The organism is Pantoea sp. 18069 (assembly GCF_902706035.1).
Taxonomy (GTDB): domain Bacteria; phylum Pseudomonadota; class Gammaproteobacteria; order Burkholderiales; family Burkholderiaceae_C; genus Comamonas.
This window is the reverse complement of record NZ_CACSJA010000013.1, coordinates 61,854-77,893: the sequence shown is the minus strand read 5'-3', so window position 1 is coordinate 77,893 and position 16,040 is coordinate 61,854. Positions and strand designations below refer to the sequence as shown.

At 65.0% G+C, this 16,040-nt stretch carries 17 protein-coding genes and 1 tRNA gene; 9 read left to right on the top strand and 9 right to left on the bottom strand.

Going from position 1 to position 16,040, the window contains the following annotated elements:
• Nucleotides 1–92 precede the first annotated feature (92 nt).
• The 9 genes from GVL12_RS12380 to GVL12_RS12340 form a co-directional block, all read right to left on the bottom strand.
• Nucleotides 93–722, bottom strand: a complete 630-nt coding sequence (locus GVL12_RS12380; RefSeq protein WP_159914353.1) for a riboflavin synthase — start codon at nt 720–722, stop codon at nt 93–95.
• A 123-nt stretch (nt 723–845) separates the two neighbouring features.
• The gene (gene ribD, locus GVL12_RS12375) at nt 846–1,952 is read right to left on the bottom strand and encodes a bifunctional diaminohydroxyphosphoribosylaminopyrimidine deaminase/5-amino-6-(5-phosphoribosylamino)uracil reductase RibD (RefSeq protein WP_159914351.1); all 1,107 of its coding nucleotides are present in this window, start codon (nt 1,950–1,952) and stop codon (nt 846–848) included.
• Between the two features lie 44 nt (nt 1,953–1,996).
• A complete protein-coding gene (locus GVL12_RS12370; protein ID WP_159914349.1) occupies nt 1,997–2,422 on the bottom strand; it encodes a type IV pilin protein in 426 nt (141 codons plus the stop codon).
• A 23-nt stretch (nt 2,423–2,445) separates the two neighbouring features.
• Complete coding sequence (locus tag GVL12_RS12365; protein ID WP_159914348.1) at nt 2,446–5,880, bottom strand: pilus assembly protein; 3,435 nt, start codon at nt 5,878–5,880, stop codon at nt 2,446–2,448.
• A gap of 10 nt (nt 5,881–5,890) precedes the next feature.
• Nucleotides 5,891–6,604 carry a PilX N-terminal domain-containing pilus assembly protein gene (locus GVL12_RS12360; protein ID WP_159914346.1) on the bottom strand — a complete coding sequence of 238 codons (714 nt, stop codon included), beginning with the start codon at nt 6,602–6,604 and terminating at the stop codon, nt 5,891–5,893.
• Nucleotides 6,601–7,440 carry a PilW family protein gene (locus tag GVL12_RS12355; protein ID WP_159914344.1) on the bottom strand — a complete coding sequence of 280 codons (840 nt, stop codon included), beginning with the start codon at nt 7,438–7,440 and terminating at the stop codon, nt 6,601–6,603. Before GVL12_RS12355 ends, GVL12_RS12360 begins: the two co-directional genes overlap by 4 nt.
• Before the next feature lie 4 nt (nt 7,441–7,444).
• The gene (pilV, locus tag GVL12_RS12350; protein WP_159914342.1) at nt 7,445–8,080 is read right to left on the bottom strand and encodes a type IV pilus modification protein PilV; all 636 of its coding nucleotides are present in this window, start codon (nt 8,078–8,080) and stop codon (nt 7,445–7,447) included.
• Nucleotides 8,074–8,643 carry a GspH/FimT family pseudopilin gene (locus tag GVL12_RS12345; protein ID WP_200843711.1) on the bottom strand — a complete coding sequence of 190 codons (570 nt, stop codon included), beginning with the start codon at nt 8,641–8,643 and terminating at the stop codon, nt 8,074–8,076. Before GVL12_RS12345 ends, pilV begins: the two co-directional genes overlap by 7 nt.
• A gap of 81 nt (nt 8,644–8,724) precedes the next feature.
• The gene (locus tag GVL12_RS12340; protein ID WP_159914340.1) at nt 8,725–9,048 is read right to left on the bottom strand and encodes a hypothetical protein; all 324 of its coding nucleotides are present in this window, start codon (nt 9,046–9,048) and stop codon (nt 8,725–8,727) included.
• 236 nt (nt 9,049–9,284) lie between these two features.
• Between GVL12_RS12340 and rpsO the strand changes: the two genes are divergently transcribed.
• The 9 genes from rpsO (at nt 9,285) to GVL12_RS12295 (ending at nt 16,018) form a co-directional block, all read left to right on the top strand.
• Nucleotides 9,285–9,551 (top strand): 30S ribosomal protein S15, encoded by a 267-nt coding sequence (gene rpsO / locus GVL12_RS12335; protein WP_159914338.1) that lies wholly within the window; start codon nt 9,285–9,287, stop codon nt 9,549–9,551.
• A 214-nt stretch (nt 9,552–9,765) separates the two neighbouring features.
• On the top strand, nt 9,766–11,976 hold the full coding sequence (gene pnp, locus GVL12_RS12330; RefSeq protein WP_200843716.1) for a polyribonucleotide nucleotidyltransferase: 2,211 nt from the start codon (nt 9,766–9,768) through the stop codon (nt 11,974–11,976).
• A gap of 122 nt (nt 11,977–12,098) precedes the next feature.
• On the top strand, nt 12,099–13,085 hold the full coding sequence (locus GVL12_RS12325) for an NAD(P)H-quinone oxidoreductase (RefSeq protein WP_159914334.1): 987 nt from the start codon (nt 12,099–12,101) through the stop codon (nt 13,083–13,085).
• A gap of 2 nt (nt 13,086–13,087) precedes the next feature.
• A complete protein-coding gene (gene tpiA / locus GVL12_RS12320; protein WP_159914332.1) occupies nt 13,088–13,843 on the top strand; it encodes a triose-phosphate isomerase in 756 nt (251 codons plus the stop codon).
• Nucleotides 13,844–13,882: 39 nt separating this feature from the next.
• On the top strand, nt 13,883–14,251 hold the full coding sequence (gene secG / locus GVL12_RS12315; RefSeq protein WP_159914330.1) for a preprotein translocase subunit SecG: 369 nt from the start codon (nt 13,883–13,885) through the stop codon (nt 14,249–14,251).
• Between the two features lie 122 nt (nt 14,252–14,373).
• Nucleotides 14,374–14,458 (top strand) — tRNA-Leu (locus GVL12_RS12310).
• A gap of 78 nt (nt 14,459–14,536) precedes the next feature.
• Nucleotides 14,537–14,896, top strand: a complete 360-nt coding sequence (locus GVL12_RS12305) for an NADH-quinone oxidoreductase subunit A (protein ID WP_159914328.1) — start codon at nt 14,537–14,539, stop codon at nt 14,894–14,896.
• 38 nt (nt 14,897–14,934) lie between these two features.
• The gene (locus GVL12_RS12300; protein WP_368855045.1) at nt 14,935–15,399 is read left to right on the top strand and encodes an NADH-quinone oxidoreductase subunit B family protein; all 465 of its coding nucleotides are present in this window, start codon (nt 14,935–14,937) and stop codon (nt 15,397–15,399) included.
• A 10-nt stretch (nt 15,400–15,409) separates the two neighbouring features.
• Entirely contained in the window at nt 15,410–16,018 is a 609-nt protein-coding gene (locus GVL12_RS12295) for an NADH-quinone oxidoreductase subunit C (RefSeq protein WP_159914324.1), read from the top strand.
• Nucleotides 16,019–16,040: the final 22 nt, after the last annotated feature.

Genomic DNA, 16,040 nt, shown 5'->3' with positions numbered 1-16,040 from the left:
AATGGAGGACTGGTTTCAAGCCAACCCCGCTGCCCTAGGTATAGCTGGAGTCGCCGCGCTTGCTTGTAAGACAAGGCTGGCTTGCGTGGCGATCAGGCGCCGGGCGCTGGTCTGTCCATCATGCGCCCGACATAGCGTGCGATCAGATCTATTTCGAGATTGACCTGCGAGCCCGCGCTGAGCACGCCCAGCGCCGTGTTCTCGACGGTGTGCGGAATCAGGTTGATGCTCAGCTCGCAACCGTCGGCCTGATCGCGCACCTGATTGACCGTGAGGCTCACGCCGTTGACCGTGATCGAGCCCTTGTAGGCCACATAGCGCGCGAGCTCGGCCGGTGCGTGTATGCGCAGCTCCCAGCTCTCGCCCAGCGGCGCGAAGTGGGTCACGCGGCCCAGGCCGTCGACATGGCCCGAGACCAGGTGGCCGCCAAGACGGTCATGGGCCTGCAAGGCCTTTTCGAGGTTGATCGGGCCGGACTGCGCCAGGCCCGAAGTCTTGTCCAGCGATTCTGCCGAGATGTCGACGGTGAAGGTGTTGGCGGACTTGTCGAACGTGGTGACGGTCATGCAGGCGCCGTTGAGCGCGATGCTGTCGCCCAGGCCGACATCGTCGAGGTAGCCTGCGGGAGTTTCTATGACCAGGCGCTTGCCATGGGCCGGAGTGTCGCCAAGCGACTGCACGGCGGCAATGCGCCCCATGCCGGTGATGATTCCAGTAAACATGTGCTTGATTGTGGCAGTAAGTTATGCGTGCTGCTCGGTGAGCGTACCCCAGGCGCGGGGCAACGAGGAAGGGCCGCCCCGCACCGAGGTTGCCGTCCCCCTGGGGGGAAGCGGCGCAGCCGCTCAGGGGGGGGATTTTGTGAAGCGTGCGAGCACGCGGATATCGGGGCCTACGCTGGTGACGCCGTGGAACGTGAGTTCAGGCCCGTCGGCCAGCGCGGTCAGCGGCCCGATGTGGCAGATGCCGCGGCCCGAGCCCAGCAGCTTGGGCGCGAGGTAGAGCAGCAGCTCGTCGACCAGCCCTTCGCGCAGCAGCGAGCCGTTGAGCTGGTAGCCGGCCTCGATATGCAGTTCATTGATGCCGCGCTGGCCCAGGTCGCGCAGCATGGCCGCGAGGTCGACCTTGCCCTGGGCGTTGGGCAGGGGGATGACGATTGCGCCCAGCGCCTGCAAGGCCGCGGTCTTGGCGGCGCTGTCGCTGGCGGTGTAGATATAGCAAGTGCGGCCCGGTACGAACAGCTTGGCGTCCAGCGGTGTCTGCAGCCGGCTGTCGACGATCACCACATGCGGCTGGCGCGGGGTGGCGATGCCGCGCACGTCGAGGCGCGGGTTGTCCTGCAGTACAGTGCCTATGCCCGTGAGCACGGCGCAGGCCTGGGCGCGCCAGGCGTGGCCGTCGGCTCTGGCCTGGGGCGACGTGATCCATTGGCTTTGCCCATTGGCCAGCGCCGTGGTGCCGTCGAGCGAGGCCGCGGCCTTCATGCGCACCCAGGGCGTCTTGCGCACCATGCGGCTCAAAAAGCCGATGTTGAGTTCGCGCGCTTGGTCGGCGCCCGCCCCGACTTCGACCGTAACGCCCGCGGCGCGCAGCCGCGCAAAGCCCTGGCCCGCGACCAGCGGGTTCGGGTCCTCGAGCGCGGCCACGACCCGGCCTATGCCCGCCGCGACCAGCGCGTCGCAGCAGGGACCGGTGCGGCCCTGGTGGGCGCAGGGCTCCAGCGTCACATAGGCGGTGGCGCCGTGCACGTCGTGGCCACGCGCCGCGGCATCGCGCAGCGCCATGACTTCGGCATGGGCGCCGCCTACCGGCTGGGTGTGGCCCTGGCCGAGAACGGTGCTGCCGTCGGACGCGACGATCACGCAGCCGACGCGCGGGTTGGGGTTGCTGGAATAAAGCGCCAGGGCGGCTTGCGCCAGCGCTTGTTGCATAAAGTCAGGAGAGGCCGTCATGTGGCTGCCATCCTAGCGCAGAAGCGCCGGGCCTTCGCTCGCGCTCAGCGGTTCCAGCAATCGGCGGAGGTGGTGCCCGTGCTCAGATTGGTGTTGTCGCGGATGCCGCTGTGGGTCAGCGTGAACTCGCCGCATTTGTCGTTGGCCTGGGCGTTTTGCGCTGTCGCGGTCAATGTGAAGCTGCTGACGGTGCTGACCAGGGTGATGGTGTAGCGGTTGGAGGGCACGCTGCGCAGCCCGGCGGGAAAGAAATTGGCGCCATTGGCAGCGGTGGTCGGGTAGACGCCCGAGACCGTCGCGGCGCGCTCCATCCATTGCGCGGCTTGCAGCAGACCGGCCTTGGCTTCGGAGCGCGCGCCGCGGCGCAGATATTCCTGGTAGCTGGGCAGGGCCACGGCCGTCAGAATGCCGATGAGCGCCACGACGATCATCATTTCGATCAGGGTAAAACCGCGTTGGGTGACTTGCATGACTTGGGCCTTTATGCACAGCATCAGCGCAGCTGGCGCCAGCTGGGGCGCAGCGGTTGTTCGGGCAGCTTGTTGAGCTCGTCGATGATGCCGTCCGAGCCGGTGCGGATTTCCTTGCTGCGGCTGCTGGCCCGGCTTTCCTTGACCGAGGCCGTCATGCGCGACGCCCCGCGGTCGCTGGTGCTGTTGTAGATGCCATCGCCGTTGGTATCGATGAGCTGCACGCTGGGCTTGCGGCCGTCCATGATGTTCAGGAACGTGCGAAACAGCTGGGGCACGGTGGCCGGCGGCGAGCAGCTTTCCTCGAGCAGGCTGCTGCCCGAGCCTGGCACTTCGGTAAGCACTTCGAGAATGTTGCTGCCGTCGAAGAACGACAGGCTGCTCAGCAGGCGCTCGCCGGTCACGGGCAGGTGCAGATACCAGCCCTTGCGCGCGCCGCTGCCCGAGTACGAGACGGTGTTCTGGCTCACCGTGAAGAAGGTGCGCGCGCTGCTGGCGCCGGCGCCCGCGATCGCCGTGCTGGAGACGGTCTGCTGGGCCAGGTCGGCAAAGCCCGTGCCCACGGGCTGGGCCACGCCCTGGGCCGGGTCGACGGTGAGCTTACCGTCGTCGCCAAACGCGTAGACCGTGCTGTCGAGCAGCGAATAGAGGGTCTGCACCGAGACATCGGTACGGTCGCCTTCGGTGATGTTGCGCCCGGTGCCGAACGCGACCATCAGGCCCAGGCCATCGCGGTCGTTGAGCTTGACCACGGGTGCGGTGGTGATCGGTTGCACGCTGCTCGCATTGCCCGAAGTGTAGACGGCGGAATAGAGCGGACGGCCGTTGAACGCCGTGTTCCAAAGCGCCGGCTCCGCGGCGCCGATATCGAACTTCCACAGATTGCCGCGCAGATCGCCGGCGTAGACCAGGTCGGGCATGCCATCGCTGTTGAGGTCCACGAGGCGCGGCGCCGACAGGCCGTTGCTGACCGCGTTGTCGCCGCTCGCCGCGGCGACCAGGGTCTTGAGTTCCTTCGCGCCATCGAGGTACTGGATCAGCAGCACCGGGCGCTCGTTGTGGCTGTTGTAGCCATTGCCCATGACCACGGCCCAGCGGCCATTGTTCAGGCGCACGACCTGGGAGGATTTCTGCGGGTTGCTGTCTTCGACGGTCGGGGTCGCGAAGATGTGGCCTATGTCGGCGGCCTCGCCCGTGGTCGCATCCCCGGCGCCGGCGGTCTTGTCCATGACCACCAGGCTGGCCGCATTGCCCGCGGAAAAATTGCTGGGCACGGCCGTGGGGCCGGTGGTGACGGTGCTGCCCGGGGTGGTGATGTCGAGCACGAAATAGCCCTTGCCGCCCGCGCCCAGCGTGCCGACCAGCATGCTGCGCCAGTTGGGCGTGGTGCTGGTGCCGAGGTTGACATCGCCGCTGAACGGCGAGCCGTCGACATAGTAGCGGTGGGTGTAGCTGGGAAGGGTCAGTTCCTTGAGATTGGCGTACACGCCCTTGGGGACGTAGGCGATCTTCTCGGCACCATCGAGCGCGGAGAAGCCATGCAGCATGCCGTCGTTGCCGCCCACATAGACCATGGGCAGGCGCGCGGCCTGCCTGGCGCTGAAAGCGCGGTAGCCGTCAAAGGCATGGTTGCTCACGGGCGGGCCGACATACCAGAGCGCCGAGTTGACGATGTCGCCCTGGCGCGAGTTGCGCTGGCGCAGTGGCTTGGCCGTGGTGCCGCCTTCAAGGCTGCGGTCGCCGCGCAGGAAGTTGACGCGGGTGGTCGCGGTGGCGTCGGTCTCGGCCGTGGTGACCTTGAGCGCGTCTTTCTGCGTGGCGCCCAGGTTGGCCCAGGTGAATGCCACGGGCGTTTGCGCGTTGTTGGCCGCGATGGCGGTGGTGAGAATCAGCCGGTTGTTGATGGCGCCCGCGCTCAGCGCATCGAGCTTGTCGGCCGTCGTCATGGCGTTGGCGGTCCCGCCGGCCTTGAGGCCCCAGGCGGTGTTGGGGGTCGCGACGGCCGTGCCCTGGGCCAGCGTGTCGGAGCGCACATAGCCGGTCCAGCCATCGGCGTTGTAGCCCGACGAGTATTGCGAGGTGTCGGCACGCGTCACCGAGGAGGAGGAGCTGGCGAAGCTGGTGATGGGCGTCGAGGTGTCTTCGACGATGGTGCTGACGATGTCCTTGAAGGCGCGGGTCAGGTCGTCGGCCGTGGGCGCCGGCGTGAACTTGCCGCGACCGTTGAGTGCCATGTGCCACAGCTCGATGCGCCGGCCGTTGTCCTTGGCGGTCGCACTGTAGCCGGTGCTGCCGTCGCAGGCATTGTTGCCGCTGCCGGTGTTGTTGTTGCCGCACAGCGGCGAAGGCCAGTTGGTGTCGCCGGTGACGAGGCGGTTGAAATCGCCGGTGTAGTTGTCGTCGGCGGTTTTGCTGGTGCCGAACCTGGGCTCGCCGCTCCAGGCAGACGCCCCACTGCCGAAGCCTATGGTATAGGTCGTCATGTGCTGCCAGGTCGCGGGGTTGTTCTTCGGGTTCCAGAACTGGGGCAGCGTGGTGGTCTTGGTGCTGCTGCCCGTGACCGACGTGAAGGTCTCGTCGCCACTCTTCTTGATCAGCGGCTTCAACTCGTTGGCAATGCCGGGCTGAAGGTCGGTGGCCCAGTAGTGGAAGGCCAGGTCGGACAGCGTATTGAGACCGTAGCTGTTCACCGTCCTGTTGCTGTTGTAGGTGGTGTTGAATCCCCAGGCATCCCGGTAGATGCGCGAGGTGACTGCCGCCGGGTTGTAGGGCGTGATGCCGTCGCCCAGCGTGATGGTCGTGTCGTCCAGGTTGCCAATGCCGTTGGTCGTGAGTTCGGTCGCCCTGTAACCGGCCATGCTCCTGTCGGCATCCACATGACTGGCGACCACGGCCGTGCCGCTGTTCCAGGCGCCGTCGGTCATGAAGATATGGTAGGAGCGACGGCAAGCGATCACGGGCTGCGCGGTGACGCCAGGGTCGCTGGCCCAGGGGCTGTTGATGCCCAGGTCGGTTCTTTTGAGGTAATCGCCGGCATTTCTCACCATGCGGTGCGAGGGCGTGCCGCCTTCGTGTTTCAGGGTATCGACCCAGGTCAGGAAGTTGCTGCGATGCGTGCCCTTGAGGACCTTGATGCCGTTCCTGCAGGCTGTCGTGTCCAGCGGAATGGTGTTGCAACTGCTGTTCATCGACTGCCAGCCCAGGCGGATCAGGCCATCGGCGACGTTCTCCGAAGAAAACGTCTGGCGCAGCGCGGCCTTGAGCGTGGTGATGCCGGCAGCGCCCATGCTCCCCGAGTCATCGACCGACACAATGACGTTGGGCGCGGGTTCGCGGCTGGCCGTGCCGGCCGGGTACTGCACCAGGCTCCATTGCGCGGCGAGCGCGGGCGGGGCGTGCAAGGCGGCGCCTGCGGCGGCCAGCAAGGCGCCGTGGCGCCAAAGGGATGTCTTGTTCATGTGCGCTCCCTCAGTCCTTGATCTTCTGCCGTGCCAGCGTTGCCTGCAGCACCACCTGCGTGCCGGACCTGAGCCCCTGGGCGATGGCCGTGATGCGGTAGACCAGGGGCGGGTTCAGGTTGAGGACCAACTGCTCGGCGCGCGGATTGTTGGTGATCAGCGCGCCTGCGCTGCTCGCATAGGGCATGACTTCGACCCAGTACCAGGCGCCCGTGCCGTCTGCCGAGGCCTGCAGGATGGGGTTGCTGTAGCTGCCTTTTTGCGCGCCGGTGTACTCGCCATAGCGTGCCGCGACGCCTGCGGCGCGCATCTGCGGGAACAGGTCCTTGTCGTTCCAGAAATCCTGCTTGCCGGTGCGCTTGGCGCAGATGCCGTTGAGGCAGGGCACGTTGGCCGCGGCTTCGAGCGTGGCCAGCAGGCCCACGAAATCCTTCTCCTCGTCGATGAACCAGACATTGCCGGCGCGCCGGCAGATTTTGGTGTCGCTGGCGCTGGGCGCGCAGGCGCTGCCGTCGACGTTCTGTCCCAGGATGTCCTGCTCCGCATCCTGCAGCATGGCCTGCGCGGCCTCGAACGCGCGCTGGTAGTCGGCATCGTTGCCGACGATCAGTTCGTTGAGCAGCGCGGTCTTCGAGGCCCAGACGGTCATCAGCATCGTCAGCAGCACGATGACGATGACGATCAGCAGGGAGACGCCGCGCTGGCGTTGGCGGGAGGCGGTCATGACGCTGCGGGGCTGGGGCGGCCCTGGCTGCGGATCTGGTAGGTGTTGCGAAACACCATGCGCAGCCGGCTGCCGCGCGCGACGCTCTGGTTGGCGCAATTCACATATTGCGTGGCGGCGCCGGTGTCGGGCAGGTTTTCCGTGCCTTCCATCTCGAGGCAGACCTCGACCGCATGAATGCGCGGCCAGGCATCGGCGGCGACGCTGTCGGCCGTGCGGTACTGCATGGTCGGCATGCCGGTGGTGACATTGGCCTGCTGCTCGATGAAGCGCACGCGGAAGTCGGCCACGTTGGCGATCACGGGCTGAATCTGGTCATTGCTGCCCGCGCAGCGCAGTACGCCGCTGGCTTTGTCGAGCACGAAACCGCTGCGTATGACGCTGTCCGAAGGCGCCTGGCCCAGGCAGTCTCGGAACTGGGACTGCGGCGTCGCGCTGCCGACGAGGTCCTCGGTGTAGTTCTGGTAGCCCAGCACCAGCTGGTACTCGCCCTGTCCTGGAGCGCTTTTGCCGCCGACCGTCGTGACGCCCTTGGGCACTTCGAACGCCACCGCGTCGCCAGCGTCTACGGGCTGGGCGTCTTCCTTGGCAATCGCCAGGTTCAGGCGCACCGAGCCCGCCTGGCGGGCCTGCTGGCCTATGCTGCGAAAGGCCTGCGCCGCCTGCAGCTGCAACTGGCTGGCGTCGTTGACCGTGCCCGATACCTGGCGCGAGATCACCAGCGTGCCGATAGCGACCGCAATGGTCAGCAGGCCTATGGTCAGTCCGACCAGCAGCTCGATCATGCTCATGCCGCGCTGGTGGCGCAGGCGGGCGGGGGAGTGCTCGGCTTGCATGGCGTCAGCCCGGACAGATGGCGAGGCTGGCGCCGGCCGCGCCCGCGGCATAGGGCAGGCAGCGCGCGCTGGGCTGGATATATTGCAGATGGCAACTGCGCTCCGGCGGGCAGCTGATCGCCGCCGTCCCTGTGCCCGTCGGCTGGAGCACGGCCTTGTACGCGGCCTGATCGTCCTGGGTTTCGCCGGCGACGACCTTCTCATTCTCGCGCCAGCTGATCATCACGCCCAGTTGCCGGCGGTCGGCGTTGTTGGTCTCATCGGCCACGAGGAACACCGCGGCGTCACCCAGCGGCAGGGTCTGCTGCACATTGGCCAGCCAGAGGTTTCTGTCATCAGTGGCCAGGCTGGCGCTGCCGCAGGCGTTGGTCGCGCAGTTGCCGGCTGCGGGCGGCTTGGTTTCCCAGCCCACAGTGTATTGGCTCAGTTCGGCCAGCCCGCGCGGGTTCATGCGTATGCGTTCGCTCAGGTCTTCGATCATGCGCACCGCCTGGGCGCGGCGCACGCTGGTCTGGTTGTCGGCCAGCGTGCGCATCTGCACGCCCAGGATGCCGAGCACGCCCAGGGCCATGACCACGATGGCGACCAGGGACTCGAGCAGCGTGATGCCGCGCTCGCGGGTGGGCAGGGATTTCAGCATGACGCCGCTTCCTTGGTGTTGATGCGTCCGCCCGCCGAAATGCACAGGGTGCGTGTGGCCGGGGAGCCGGTTCCGTCCGCGTAGGGGAAGACCACGAAACTCTTTGCGTTGAACCCGTCCATATTGCCCCAGCGGTCAACGCTGATGGTGGCCGCGCTGCGCCCGTGCGTCACCGCCATGCCCGGTGGAACCCGCGCCGACAGCAGCACTTCCTCGCCGGCGGAGTAACTGCCGTTGGCGTCGCTGTCGACAAACACCTGCCAGCCACAGCCCCAGTCGGCGGCCGCAGGCGCGAGCGTGCAGCCATCGGTGTTGTCGGGCATCTTCTGTATCACCACATTGCCGCCACGCTTGATGGCTTCGGAGCGGGCCAGCCGGATGGTGTCGGTGATCGCACCTTCGGATTGCCGCACGCGCCAGCGATCGAGCATGGGCTTGAAGCTTGGCACCGCGATGGCCGTCAGTATCGCCACAATGCTCAAGGTGACGAGGATCTCGATCAGCGTCAAGCCTGCCGCGCGGCGCATGCGCAAGGTGGGGGGGCCGGGCGGTCGGGGCTTCATGGTTGGACTGGAGCACATATTCGCCCGGGCTTCCAGTGGGTGCCGACAGGCGGCAGCTTGCATCCGACCAGCGGGGCGGCGTCAGCGCCGCGGCGTCGCCCGCGGGCGCGCCAGTGCATGGCCCAGGCAGGCGCCCGCATTGGGCAGGCCGCGGCATTCGCGCGCCAGGCGCCGGTCGCGCTGCGCGGGACTTTCTTCCGAGGGGCTGGGCAGGTGCAGGATCCGGGGTTTGCGCCGGCTCATGCGCGCCGCGCGTTCGGGCGTGTGCGACGGGGCGGCCTGGGCCTGGGCGGCGGCCGGCGCGCGTGCGCCGGCGCGAGTGCCTTGTGCCGCGCCGGCGTCAGCGGCGGCATCGCCCAGGAACAGCGCCAGCGCGATGCCGCCCAGTGTCATCATGGAGGGCATGGCAAGCCTCTTCAATGGCAAAATGGACGGCGCAAATTCTGCGCCTGCGCAGCCCGCAACGCGCTGTTCGACCCTGGCCGCATCGCGGCAAAGTGCCGTGCCGATAAGGGCCAAAAACGCAGCGCGCTATAATCACATGGTTTTGCATGGTGCAAGACGCACGCCGATGGCCGTTCCAGCCGCCGGCGCAAGTCATCAGGGGCGCGCACGCGTTGCTCCACATACAGGAAAAAATAATGATCGCATCCTCTATCAAGGCCGAAGTTGTCAAGGCCAATGCCCGTGCTGAAAACGACACTGGCAGCCCGGAAGTGCAAGTCGCGCTGCTCACGGCCCGCATCAACGAACTGACCCCCCACTTCAAGCAACACGCCAAGGACCACCACGGTCGCCGCGGCCTGCTGCGCATGGTGAGCCGTCGTCGTAAGCTGCTGGACTACCTCAAGTCCCGCGATGCCGACCGTTACACCGCGCTGATCGCCAAGCTGGGCCTGCGCAAGTAAACTGGGTCAGAGATGAAAACGCCTGAGTTAGCCTGCTAGCTCAGGCGTTTTTTACTTCGGAGGATGGATAACAGAGCGAAGCTATGTCATTCCAACAGCCCTGTGCGCAGCCCCCAAGCCACTGGTCTGCTGGAATGGCATCGTGTTCTGGATTGTCCTCCAAACTATTGCCAGCTATGAATAGTTGGCTATCAATCTAGGAGCAAAAATGAGCATTTTCAACAAAGTGACCAAGACTTTCCAATGGGGTCAGCACACGGTCACCATGGAAACCGGCGAAATCGCGCGCCAGGCTTCGGGCGCGGTGCTGGTCAACATCGACGACACCGTGGTGTTGGCGACGGTCGTGGCTTCGAAGAAGGCCAAGTCGGGCCAGGATTTCTTCCCCCTGACCGTGGACTACATCGAGAAGACATACGCCGCAGGCAAGATCCCCGGCAGCTTCTTCAAGCGCGAAGCCAAGCCCAGCGAACACGAAACGCTGACCAGCCGTCTGATCGACCGCCCCATCCGTCCGCTGTTCCCCGAAGGTTTCTACAACGACGTGCATGTGGTCATCCACACCGTGTCGCTGAACCCTGAAGTCGATGCCGACATCGCCGCGCTGATCGCCTCTTCGGCCGCGCTGTCCATCTCGGGCATTCCGTTCAGCGGCCCCATCGGTGCAGCCCGCGTGGGTTACATCAATGGCGAGTACGTGCTCAACCCCGGCCAGACGCAGCGCAAGGGCTCGCAGATGGACCTGGTCGTTGCCGGCACCGAAGCCGCCGTGCTGATGGTCGAGTCCGAAGCCCAGCAGCTGTCGGAAGAAATCATGCTCGGCGCCGTGGTCTTCGGCCACGAGCAAAGCCGCATTGCCATCAACGCCATCCATGAACTGGTGCGCGACGCCGGCAAGCCCGTCTGGGACTGGCAGGCGCCGGCCAAGGACGAGCCGCTGATCGCCCAGGTCGGTGCACTGGGTGAAGAAGCCCTGCGCAACGCCTACCAGATCCGCAACAAGCAAAGCCGCACGCACGCTTGCCGCGACGCCTACGCCGCCGTCAAGGCCGGCCTCACGGCGCAAGGCGTGGTGTTCGACGAAGTCAAGGTCGAAGGCATGCTGTTCGACATCGAAGCGCGCATTGTTCGCAGCCAGATCCTGGCCGGCGAGCCGCGCATCGACGGCCGTGACACGCGTACCGTGCGCCCCATCGAGATCCGCAACTCGGTGCTGCCCCGCACCCACGGTTCGGCCCTGTTCACGCGTGGCGAAACCCAGGCGCTGGTCGTGGCCACGCTGGGCACGGAACGCGATGCACAGCGCATCGACGCGCTGGCCGGCGAGTACGAAGACCGTTTCATGATGCACTACAACATGCCTCCCTTCGCCACCGGCGAAGTCGGTCGCATGGGTTCGACCAAGCGCCGCGAAATCGGCCACGGCCGTCTGGCCAAGCGCGCGCTGATCGCCGTGCTGCCGACCAAGGAAGAATTCCCCTACACCATGCGTGTGGTGTCGGAAATCACCGAGTCCAACGGTTCCTCGTCGATGGCTTCGGTCTGTGGCGGCTGCCTGTCGCTGATGGACGCCGGCGTGCCGATGAAGGCCCATGTGGCCGGCATCGCCATGGGCCTGATCAAGGAAGACAACCGTTTCGCCGTGCTGACCGACATCCTGGGTGACGAAGATCACCTCGGCGACATGGACTTCAAGGTGGCCGGCACGACCAACGGCATCACCGCGCTGCAGATGGACATCAAGATCCAGGGCATCACCAAGGAAATCATGCAGGTCGCGCTGGCCCAGGCCAAGGAAGCGCGCATGCACATCCTCGGAGCAATGCAGGAAGCCATGGGCGAAGCCAAGACCGAAGTCTCGAACTTCGCTCCCAAGCTGTACACCATGAAGATCAACCCCGAGAAGATCCGTGACGTGATCGGCAAGGGTGGCTCGGTGATCCGTGCGCTGACCGAAGAGACCGGCTGCCAGATCAACATCGACGAAGACGGCACGATCACCATCGCCGCGACCGAAGCCGCCAAGGCCGACGAAGCCAAGAAGCGCATCGAGCAGATCACGGCGGAAGTCGAAATCGGCAAGATCTACGAAGGTCCCGTGACCAAGATCCTCGACTTCGGCGCGCTGATCAATCTGCTGCCCGGCAAGGACGGCCTGCTGCACATCAGCCAGATCGCCCATGAGCGCGTGGAAAACGTCAACGACTACCTGCGCGAAGGCCAGATCGTCAAGGTCAAGGTCATGGAAACCGACGAAAAGGGCCGCGTCAAGCTGTCCATGAAGGCCCTGGCCGAGCGTCCCGTGGGCGAGCAGCGCAGCGACCGTCCGGCCCCGGCCGAGCGCCGCGAGCCACGCGAGCAGCGTGATTCGCGCGAGCCCCGTGCTCCGCGTGCCAATGACCAGCAGCAGCAACAGCAGCAATAAGCCGCTGCGTCGCTGAGAAATCGGCCTCCGTCATGGGAGGCCGATTTTTTGGTTTCTGCCAGGCCCGTAACTGCCGGCGCAGTTGACGCCCGTTTTTCTTTCCCCTTTTTGTGAGATTGCCCATGCGCGCTGTCGAAATCACATCCCCCGGAGGCCCTGAGGTTCTGCGGCTGACCGAGCATCCGACCCCCGTGGCCGGTGCTGGCGAGTTGCTGATCCGGGTTGCGGCCAGCGGCATCAACCGCCCCGACGTCCTGCAGCGCAAGGGCCGTTATGCACCGCCTCCGGGTACATCGGAGCTGCCAGGCCTCGAAGTCGCGGGCGTGGTCGAAAGCGGCGATGCCCAGGCCATGGCGGCCGCGGGCATCGCGGTCGGCGACCGCGTCTGTGCGCTGCTGGCCGGTGGCGGTTACGCCGAGTACTGCGTCGCGCCCGTGGCGCAATGCCTGCCCGTGCCCAAGGGGCTGTCGGATGTCGAGGCGGCGTCGCTGCCCGAAACCTATTTCACTGTCTGGAGCAATGTGTTCCAGCGTGGCGCGCTGCAGCCGGGCGAGACGCTGCTGGTGCAGGGCGGCAGCAGCGGCATAGGCGTGACCGCCATCCAGCTGGCTTTGGCCTGGGGCGCGAAAGTGATCGTCACCGCGGGCACGGACGCCAAGTGCGACAACTGCCTGGCGCTGGGTGCGCAGCACGCGATCAACTACAACACCCAGGACTTCGCGGCCGAAGTGATGCGCATCACCGAAGGCCAGGGCGTGGATGTGATCCTCGACATGGTCGGTGGCGACTATGTGGCGCGTGAAGTCGGCTGCCTGGCGGAAGACGGGCGCCTGGTGATCATTGCCGTGCAGGGCGGCGTCAAGGCGCAGTTTGATGCCGGCCTGGTATTGCGCCGGCGCCTGACGATCACGGGCTCGACCCTGCGCCCGCGCCCCGTGGCCTTCAAGGGCGCGATCGCGCAAGCCTTGCGCGAGAATGTCTGGCCCTGGCTCGAATCGGGCAAGGTGCGCCCGGTGATCTTTCGCCAATTCGCCGCTGAAGCAGCCGTGCAGTCGCATGCGCTGATGGAATCGAGCGAGCACACCGGAAAAATCGTTTTGACATGGTAATCATGAAGAAAAAACTCATCGTCGGAAACTGGAAAATGAACGGCAGCCTGGCTGCCAATGCCGCGCTGATCGCCGCGCTCAAGGACGGCCTTGCGGCGCAGTCGGGTGACTCCGGCTGCGGCGTCGCGGTCGCCGTGCCCGCGCCGTATCTGGCGCAGGTGCAGGCGCTGATCGAAGGCAGCCGCATCGCGCTCGCGTCCCAGGACGTGTCGCAGCATGCGGTCGGTGCCTATACCGGCGAGGCTTCGGTCGAGATGTTGCGCGAATTCGGCGTGCGCTATACGCTGGTGGGTCACTCCGAGCGCCGCCAGTACCATGGCGAAACCGATGCCGTGGTGGCCGCCAAGGCCCAGCGCGCGCTGGCTGCGGGCATCACGCCCATCGTCTGCGTCGGCGAGACGCTTGCCGAGCGTGAAACCGGCGAAACCGAAAATGTGGTCAAGCGCCAGCTCGCGGCCGTGGTGCACGCGGTCGGTCATTGCGTGACCGAACTGGTCGTGGCCTACGAGCCCGTCTGGGCCATAGGCACCGGCCGCACGGCAACGCCCGAGCAGGCGCAGGAAGTGCATGCCGTGCTGCGTGCCCAGCTGGCCGCGGCGACGACCCACGCCGAAGGCATTGCCCTTTTGTATGGCGGAAGCATGAACGCGGCCAATGCCGCGCAACTGCTGGCCCAGCCCGACATCGACGGTGGTCTGGTCGGCGGCGCGGCGCTCAAGGCCGCTGATTTTCTGCAGATTATTGCTGCCGCCGATTGAGGCGCTGCGCTTTTATTGATTAGTTGAGGAGTTGAAGAAATGAATGCATTTGCAAGCGTGATCCTGGCCATCCAGATGTTGACGGCCCTGGTCATGATCGGCCTGATCCTGATCCAGCACGGCAAGGGTGCCGACATGGGCGCGTCGTTCGGCGGCGGCAGCTCGGGCAGCCTGTTCGGCGCTTCGGGCAGTGCGAACTTCCTGTCGCGCACCACGGGCGTTCTGGCCGCGGTGTTCTTCGTCTCTACGCTGGCACTGGCCTACATCGGCAACCCAGGCACGCCCACCACCACGGGCAGCGTGCTCGAAGGCGCCGCAGTGAGCGTGCCCGTGCCCACCGCCGGTGATGCGCCCGCAGCGCTGCCTGAAGTGCCGGCCGAAGGCGCGGCGCAGATTCCAACCAAGTAATTTGAAAAATCTGAGAAATCTCTTTTAGTAGGGGTTTTTCAGAGTAGAATACTTAGATTGATCGGGAGGTCAAAGCCTTTGTAAGGTACCTCTAGCTTCCCGGAAAAAAAGATTGAGAAGAAGCCGTCGTGGTGAAATTGGTAGACACGCTATCTTGAGGGGGTAGTGGCGAAAGCTGTGCGAGTTCGAGTCTCGCCGACGGCACCATAATATATACAAAGCCTGCCCAGATGATCAGGCTGTGATCGTGACTGGGCGTGCCTTTGATGAAGGTGTGAGCCCCAGATGAACATCGATCAGTATCTTCCCGTTCTTCTGTTCATCCTGGTAGGTGCATCGATTGGCATTCTGCCTTTGGCGTTGGGCTATCTGCTTGGCCCCAATCGCCCGGATGCTGCCAAGAATTCCCCCTACGAATGCGGCTTTGAAGCCTTCGAGGACGCACGTATGAAATTCGACGTGCGCTACTACCTCGTGGCCATCCTGTTCATCCTGTTTGATTTGGAAATCGCTTTTCTCCTTCCTTGGGCAGTGTCGCTTCAAGAGGTGGGTCTGGCAGGTTTCGTCGCTGTCGTGATCTTTCTGGCCATTCTGGTCGTGGGCTTTGCCTACGAGTGGAAAAAAGGTGCGCTGGACTGGGAATGACCGGCATTCAATAAGGAAACACGATGATCGAAGGCGTGATGAAGGAAGGCTTCATCACCACGAGTTATGACTCCGTGGTGAATTGGGCCAAGACCGGTTCGCTGTGGCCCATGACTTTTGGTCTGGCCTGCTGCGCGGTCGAAATGATGCATGCCGCGGCAGCGCGCTATGACCTGGGCCGTTTCGGCGCCGAGGTGTTCCGTGCCAGCCCCCGGCAGTCGGACCTGATGATTGTTGCCGGTACGCTGTGCAACAAGATGGCCCCGGCGCTGCGCAAGGTCTATGACCAGATGTCGGAGCCGCGCTGGGTCATTTCCATGGGCTCTTGCGCAAATGGTGGTGGTTACTACCATTACAGCTATTCCGTGGTGCGCGGTTGCGACCGCATTGTCCCGGTGGATGTCTATGTGCCCGGTTGCCCGCCAACCGCGGAAGCACTGATCTACGGGATCATCCAACTGCAGCAGAAGATTCGCCGCACCCATACCATCGCTCGCGTCTAAAGGGTTGATGATGACCGCAATTGCAATTCAGCCCGAAAAACTTCGGGATCTGGTGGCTGCTGCTTTGGGCGATCACGCCCGCAGCGTGACCGTGGCCCTGGGTGAAGTGACCGTCGAAGTGGCCGCAGCGCATTACCTGCAGGCCATGTCGTTGCTCAAGGACCACACCGACTGCCGCTTCGAGCAGCTGATCGACCTGTGTGGCCTCGACTACTCGGCCTACGCCGAAGTCGGCCGCGACGGCCTGCGCTATGCCGCGGTGTCGCACCTGCTGTCGGTGAGCCTGAACCAGCGCGTGCGTGTGCGCGTGTTCTGCCCCGATGACGATTTTCCGGTCGTGGCTTCGGTCAGCGACCTCTGGGCATCGGCCAACTGGTTCGAGCGCGAGGCCTTCGATCTGTTCGGCATCGTGTTCGATGGTCACAACGACTTGCGCCGCATCCTGACCGATTATGGTTTCATCGGCCATCCGTTCCGCAAGGACTTCCCGCTTTCCGGCCATGTAGAGATGCGCTATGACGCAGAGCAGCGCCGCGTGGTGTACCAGCCCGTCAGCATCGAGCCGCGTGAAGTCACGCCGCGCATCATCCGCGAAGAGAAATACGGAGGCCTGCATTGAGGTGCTCCGCACCTCTCGAGTA